The organism is Mesorhizobium sp. M1E.F.Ca.ET.063.01.1.1, from assembly GCF_003998155.1.
In the GTDB taxonomy this organism is placed as follows: Bacteria; Pseudomonadota; Alphaproteobacteria; order Rhizobiales; family Rhizobiaceae; genus Mesorhizobium.
On record NZ_RZSC01000295.1, the window covers coordinates 1 to 6,904 of the forward strand.

The 6,904-nt window shown below is 63.1% G+C and carries 8 protein-coding genes; 6 read left to right on the forward strand and 2 right to left on the reverse strand.

All coding sequences use genetic code 11. The features are described from left to right. The 6 genes from EOA29_RS20185 to EOA29_RS20210 form a co-directional block, all read left to right on the forward strand. Positions 1 to 716 (forward strand): sugar ABC transporter permease (locus EOA29_RS20185; RefSeq protein ID WP_145969719.1); only part of this gene is annotated, 716 nt, incomplete at its 5' end. A 1-nt stretch (position 717) separates the two neighbouring features. Next, positions 718 to 1,674, forward strand: coding sequence for a carbohydrate ABC transporter permease (locus EOA29_RS20190; RefSeq protein ID WP_126091851.1), 957 nt, complete (start codon positions 718 to 720; stop codon positions 1,672 to 1,674). Further along, the gene (locus tag EOA29_RS20195) at positions 1,671 to 1,892 is read left to right on the forward strand and encodes a hypothetical protein (RefSeq protein WP_126091852.1); all 222 of its coding nucleotides are present in this window, start codon (positions 1,671 to 1,673) and stop codon (positions 1,890 to 1,892) included. The genes EOA29_RS20190 and EOA29_RS20195 overlap by 4 nt, the downstream gene beginning before the upstream one ends. Then, positions 1,889 to 2,995, forward strand: coding sequence for an ABC transporter ATP-binding protein (locus tag EOA29_RS20200; protein ID WP_126091853.1), 1,107 nt, complete (start codon positions 1,889 to 1,891; stop codon positions 2,993 to 2,995). The genes EOA29_RS20195 and EOA29_RS20200 overlap by 4 nt, the downstream gene beginning before the upstream one ends. Positions 2,996 to 3,101: 106 nt before the next feature. Then, entirely contained in the window at positions 3,102 to 4,187 is a 1,086-nt protein-coding gene (locus tag EOA29_RS20205) for an ABC transporter ATP-binding protein (protein ID WP_126091854.1), read from the forward strand. Positions 4,188 to 4,549: 362 nt separating this feature from the next. Next, positions 4,550 to 5,122, forward strand: a complete 573-nt coding sequence (locus tag EOA29_RS20210; RefSeq protein ID WP_127221349.1) for a cytochrome c — start codon at positions 4,550 to 4,552, stop codon at positions 5,120 to 5,122. 221 nt (positions 5,123 to 5,343) lie between these two features. Here the strand turns inward: EOA29_RS20210 and EOA29_RS20215 are convergent, their stop codons facing one another. Together EOA29_RS20215 and EOA29_RS20220 are read right to left on the reverse strand one after the other, a co-directional pair. Next, positions 5,344 to 5,775, reverse strand: coding sequence for a DUF4437 domain-containing protein (locus tag EOA29_RS20215; RefSeq protein ID WP_126091856.1), 432 nt, complete (start codon positions 5,773 to 5,775; stop codon positions 5,344 to 5,346). Positions 5,776 to 5,876: 101 nt separating this feature from the next. Further along, on the reverse strand, positions 5,877 to 6,854 hold the full coding sequence (locus EOA29_RS20220) for an AraC family transcriptional regulator (RefSeq protein ID WP_126091857.1): 978 nt from the start codon (positions 6,852 to 6,854) through the stop codon (positions 5,877 to 5,879). Between the last annotated feature and the right edge of the window lie 50 nt (positions 6,855 to 6,904).

The window sequence follows — 6,904 nt, forward strand, 5'->3', positions numbered from 1 at the left end:
GGCAGTTCGTGGGCTTGCAGAATTATCGCGAGCTGCTCACCGACGACCACATCTGGTCGAACTTCGTCATCACCGCCAAATACGTGATCGTTTCGGTGGCGGGCCAGATGATCGTGGGCTTCGGCCTTGCGCTGCTGCTCAACCGCAGCTTTCCGATGAAGGGCCTGATCACCACGCTTTTGCTGTTGCCGATGATGATGTCGGCGGCGGTCGTCGGCCTGTTCTGGCAGCTGCTCTACAGCCCGTCCTGGGGCCCGATCAACTACGTCTTCGGCCTGGGCGACTTCGCCTGGCTCTCCAATCCCGACAGCGCGCTTTACGCGGTCGCGATCACCGACATCTGGATGTGGTCGCCCTTCGTCATGCTGCTCTCGCTCGCGGGCCTCTCGGCCGTGCCGCAGCATCTCTACGAGGCCGCCGCGATCGACCGCGCCAGCTGGTGGTACACTTTCACCCGCATCACCTTGCCGCTGGTCTCGCCGATCCTTCTGATCGCGCTGATCTTCCGCACCATGGAGGCCTTCAAGACCTTCGACATCGCCTACACGATGACGACCCAGCCGACCGCCGAACTGATCGCGATCCGGCTCTACAAGCAGGCTTTCCAGCAGTGGGACACAGGCAAGTCCTGCGCGCTGGCCTACATCGTGCTGATCATGGTGCTGGCCATCACCAACCTCTACGTGAAGTATCTCAACAAGGTGAAGGAGCGCTGAGATGGCTGCCGTCCGCACTTCTTCCGAAGTCGCGCTCAATCGCATCGCCATCGTCGCGGTGCTGATCGCCACCTTGATCTTCCTGGCGCCGATCTACTGGATCGCCTCCACGGCCTTCAAGCCGAAGGAACTCGCCGTCAGCGTGCCGCCGACCGTGCTGTTCGAGCCCGAGGTGACGCCGTTCGTGCGGCTCTTCACCAAGCGCGTGCAGATGCAGAAGACCGTCGACCCGCAAGTCTACGAAGCCGCGCCCTGGTGGGAAAAGCGCATCTATGACGGCGGCGAGCGGGTGTTGAAGGTCGGCAAGGACGTGCAGCTTTCGCAATATCCCGACCGCTTCATGAACAGCCTTATCGTGGCCGTGATCAGCACCGTGCTCGCGGTGGGCATGGGAACCTTTACCGCCTATGGCTTCTCGCGCTTCAAGATCGCCGGCGAGGCGGATCTCCTGTTCTTCATCCTGTCCACGCGCATGCTGCCGCCGGTGGTGGTCGCGATCCCGATGTTCCTGATGTACCGGGCGGTCGGCCTCAACGATTCGCATATCGGCCTGATCATCCTCTACGTCGCCTTCAACCTGTCCTTCTCGGTCTGGCTGATGAAGGGCTTCATGGACGAGATCCCGAAGGAGTATGAGGAGGCGGCGCTCGTCGACGGCTATACGCGCATGCAGGCCTTCTTCAAGATCGTGCTGCCGGAAGCGGCGACCGGCATCGCCGCCACCGCCGTGTTCTGCTTCATCACCGCCTGGAACGAGTACGCCTTCGCGCTGATCATGACCAACCGGCGCGCCCAGACGGCGCCGCCCTTCATCCCCAGCCAGATCGGTTCCGGCCTGCCGGACTGGACCACGATCGCGGCGGGCACGTTCCTGTTCCTGCTGCCGGTGGCGATCTTCACCTTCCTGCTGCGCAACCACCTGCTTCGCGGCGTGACGTTCGGAGCGATCCGCAAATGAGTTTTCGCGCCGTCAACGAGAAGTACCTTTTGCCGGCATCGCAGGTCCTGATGGTGCTGGGCATCATTGCGCTCTGCCAGCCATGGAGCCTCAGCCTGCATTCCTATGGTGTGACGATCATCCTAATCGGCCTGATCGGCTTCAACATTACGTCCAAGATTGCGCCGGAGCAGACCGAGGAAACCGGCGCAGCGACGCATGAGGGGGCCGGACAGTGACGCAGATCGAACTTCGCGGCATCGAGAAATTCTTCGGTGCCGTCCAGGTCATCCACAATCTCAACCTCGCCATCGCCGACAACGAGTTCATCGTGCTGCTCGGACAGTCGGGCTGCGGCAAGACCACGACGCTGCGCGCGATAGCAGGGCTGGAGACGATCGACCAGGGCGACATCCTGATCGACGGCAAGGCGGTCCAGCACCTCAAGGCTGCCGACCGCGACATCGCCATGGTATTCCAGTCCTTCTCGCTCTACCCGCATATGACGGTGTTCGAGAACATCGCCTTTCCGCTGCGCGCCACGCGTATGAGCAGCAGCGAGGTCGACACCTCGGTGCGCGAGATAGCAAGGGTGTTGCGCATCACCGACCTGCTCGACAAGAGGCCGTCGGCGCTCTCCGGCGGCGACATGCAGCGCGTAGCGATCGGCCGAGCGTTGGTGCGGCGCCCGAAGGCGATGCTGATGGACGAGCCGATCGGCGCGCTGGACGCCAAGCTGCGCGAGGAGATGCGGGCCGAGATCAAGCGACTGCACGTCAAGCAGGGATCGACCACGATCTACGTCACCCACGACCAGATCGAGGCGATGAGCCTGGCCGACCGCATCGTCATCATGCATGAGGGCTTCATCCAGCAGGTCGGCACGCCTGACGAGGTCTACTCGCATCCGGCCAACCTGTTCGTGGCGCAATTCGTCGGCAGCCCGGTGATGAACATCGCCGAGGCCAGCGTGGCCGACGAGGCCGGGGCGGCCACCGTTGCGGTCGGCGGCGCGCCCAAAGGTTTCGAGTTCCCGCGTGAGCTTCTCGCCAAGCTCAACGGCCACGCCGCCAATGGCGGTCTGACGCTCGGTATCCGTCCGGAGGGCGTGCTGGTCCGGCACGATGCCGCGCCCGGCTATCTACCTGTCGAGGCGCACATCATCGAGCCGCTCGGCTCCTTCGACATCGTCGATCTTCAGGTCGGCTCCAAGATGCTGCGCGCCCGCACCAAGGCCGGCTACGTCTCGGGTCCGGGCGAGAAAGTTCATGCCCGCATCGATCCGGAGCAGGCGCATTTCTTCGACACGGCAAGCGGCAAGTCGCTGGGAGTGAGATTGTGATGGCCGAAGGACACGAGAGGCCAACGATTTGGCCTTTCGAACAATCGAACGCCCGAAGCCATAGCGGAGGGCAGGTCGCCCTCGAAACGAAATTGAGACGGTAGACATGGCCCATATCGAGCTGAAGAACATCACCAAGAAGTTCGGCACTCACACCGCGCTGACCGGCCTCAATCTCGAGATCGCCGATGGCGAATTCTTCGTGCTGCTGGGCGAGACCGGCGCCGGTAAGACGACGACGCTGCGCCTGATCGCCGGGCTGGAGAAGCCGACCGAAGGACAGGTCTTTATCGACGGGGTCGACGTTGCAGGATGGGGTGCGGCCGAGCGCGATGTGGCGCTGGTGCTGCAGCAGTATTCGCTCTATCCGCGTTATACGGTGCGCGAGAACCTCGAATTCCCGCTGAAGCCGAAGATCCGGCGGTTGCCGGATGCCGAGATCAAGGACCGCGTCGCGCGCGCGGCCCGCACGCTCAGGATCGAGCACCTGCTCGACCGCAAGACCGACCGGCTTTCCGGCGGCGAGATGCAGCGCGTGTCGATCGGCCGGGCGATCGTGCGCAAGCCACGCGTGTTCCTCATGGACGAGCCGCTTTCGGCGCTCGATGCCAAGCTGCGCGAGGCGCTGCGAACTGAACTCAAGAACCTGCAGATGCAACTCGGCGCCACCTTCCTGTTCGTCACCCACGATCAGATCGAGGCGATGTCGATGGGCGACAAGGTCGGCGTGCTCAACCATGGCCGCATCGTCCAGACCGGCACGCCGCATGAGATCTACAACAATCCGCGCGACACCTATGTCGCCAGCTTCGTCGGCTCGCCGCCGATGAACCTCATCGACGGCAAGCTGGTCGAGAACCGCGCGGTGATGGCGCCGATGAATTTCGAATTGCCGGTTACTGGGGGAGCCAGGACGGGCGGAGCGACCGACGGTCGCCCGCTCGTCTTCGGCATCCGTCCGGAAGACGTCTATCTGGAAGGCGGCGCGCCGGTCGAGGCGCAGGTCCACGACGTCGAAAACCACGGCGTCGAGAAGATCGTGACGCTGAGGGTCGGCGACACGATGCTGAGAGCCACCGTGCCGGCCAGGACCGCCGTCGAGATCGAGCAGCCGGTGCGCTTCGCCTGGAATCCGGACAAGGTGGTGATGTTCGACAAGGGCAGCGGGGTGAGCTTGCGCCACGCCGGATAGGGCATGGCCCGAAAACCGGAACGGTTTCGACCTATGTTGAACCCGACATAAGCCGAATTATGCGGAGCGGGATTATGTTGGCCGGCAGCTTCGCCGCGCCTCCTATCAGGTTGCGCGACACGTCGTGGTGTTCGGCCAGAGCCACTCAGCGCTTCCTCACACGATCTATCCAGGCCGGGGGGCACCCAATAGGGGAAACCGATTCGATGCTCTGATTGACACACCAGCCGGACTACCACCGCGTTGGTCTCGATCGCGCGGCTCGTGATGTCGATAAGCCGCGGAATAATTTGGCGGCTCCAGTCGTTAACTTGGCAGACGGTGGGCATACGCGATGACGCCTGCCGCCACGGAGCTAACCCGTGCGAACCTTGGCTGCGATCGCTGTTGTCCTGTCTGCAATAATCGTCGGACTGGCAAGTTACGCCTATTTCGGATTCTACAATGTTGCTGCCAGCGAGCAGGACGCTAACGTGATCCGTTGGTCGCTTGAGACAATCCGGACCAATTCCATTGAACGGCACGCCGACCACAATGTCAGCCTGGCTCGATCGCTTGACGATCCGGAGATGATCCACACTGGCGGCCTTCACTTCAAGGAGGAAGGCTGCGTCGCCTGTCACGGTGGCCCGGGAATTTCCCGGGCGGAGTTCGCCAGGAACATGCAACCCCAACCGCCGGACCTTAAAAGAGCAGCAACCACCTTGAATGATGCTGAGCTGTATTGGGTTCTCCAAAACGGCATTAAGATGACCGGGATGCCTGCGTTTGGTCCAACGCATAACCAGGAAGAGCTATGGGCGATGGTGGCCTTTGTTCGCCATCTTCCGAAGATGTCGCTAGCCGAATACGAGAAGATCACCGAAGCCTCCGAAGGTGGGGGGCATCATCAGGCTGAAGGTGAAGACCATGGATCGGCTGCGTCTCGCAAATGAGGTGTAGACGGATAGCGGAAGTGCCGTCGATCGCTGTCGGTCGCGGCGACGAAGGGCTGCCTGATCTTCGGCCTGCGTGGCAAGCATGCGCACCTTGCTGCAGGCGATGAAGCGCCGATGATCAGGGCAGCCCGGCGTTTCTGCTTGGATCCAACCATCCAATCAAGCTGGCTGACGAGCCTGCCTTTTCGCCCGCGGAGACTCCGCGGGCCATTGCTCGGTTACTTCGGCAGATACGTCTCGTAGGGCGTGTCGTTGATCAGCAGGATCACGCATTCGGTGTCCGAGAGGCAGGCATCGTCATGCATCTCGTCGGCCTTCTGGGTCCAGTAGGAGCCCGGCGGCAGTTCCACCTTGGTCGCTTCGCCGCCCTGCATTTGCCAATGGGCCCAGAGCCCCTTTATCACCACCGCGCGGTAGTCGGCGGTGTGGGCGTGGACGGGCGCGTGCCAGTTGCCGGGAACTTTCAGCAGCGTGCCGGCCGGACCCTTGGCCCGCTCGCCCCATAGCGGACCGAGGCGCTGCGGCTGATCCGGTGCCTCGACGACGTAAGGGATCTTGTCGGCGGGCAGGTAGCTGTCTTCGAGCGCGAATGCCCGTCCCGGAAGGATGGCAAGCGCGGCAAGCGCAAGCGATGCAAGGTGATTGGCCATAGCGGTTTCCTCCGCCGGCGAGCTTATGCGGTCCCTGCCGACGGAGAGTGGCGTGTCGTCCAAAAGACTTGGCAATTCCTCCAGGGGGAACCGGACAGGATTCAAGCGCCCGGTCTGTCCTCGCCGTCCGCGGTGTTGCGCAGATGGCTCGGCGCGACGCCCATCACCCGCTTGAAGGCGCGGCTGAAGGAAGCTTCCGAATCATAGCCGAGCTTGCTCGCGGCCACCGAAACGCGCATCCCGTCGCGAGCCAGCCATTGCCGCGCCTGATGCATGCGCACGCGCAACACATATTTAGCCGGCGTCTCGCCGACCACGGTGGCGAAACGCTGCGCAAAGGCGGAGCGCGACGCTCCCATCAATCGCGCCAGCGCCGCCACCGTCCAGTCGCGATCGGGCTGCAGATGAATGGCGGCGAGCACCTTGCCGACGTCCGGATTGCGGACGGCGGCGATCCATCCGGTGGCGTCGCCGCAGCCATTCTCCACCCAGGAACGGATGATGGTGGCGGCGAGCACGTCGGCCAGCCGGGCAAGAATGCCACCGGAACCGACGCGGTCCATCGTCACCTCGCCGGCCATCACATCGAGCAGATGCTGGATGCCCGGCGCGTTCGCCATCAGCTTATGCGCCTGCATCAGGTCGGGCATCATGTCGAGCAGCGGATGCGAGCCGTCGAGGTTGAAATGCATGCTGCCGCAAAACAGCAAGGTCTTGCAGCCGTCGCAGCCGTTGGAGACGTCGTAGATGTTCTCGCACACTGGCTCGATGGTGTAGCGGCCGATCGGCACGGGCGGCACGCCCGGCGCGCTGGCCAGCACATGCTCGTCGCCGCGCGGGATCAGCAGCGCATCGCCCACCGAGAGCTCGATCCATTCCCTGGCCGGCGACAGCAGCCAGCAGCCCTGTTGGCCGATGAAATGGAAGCGCGCCGCCTTCTGCGCGGGGAAGGAAACAGCCCAGGGTTCGCCCAGCACGCAGCGGCCGTAATCGACACCGTCGAGCCGCAATCCACGCAGCATGTCGGTCAGCGGATCGCCGGACGCAGGCAATGTGGTTTTGGACGAATTGTAATTCATTTCGGCGTTTCTAGCATGGAAACTCCAGCCAGTCACTCCCTATGTTGCAC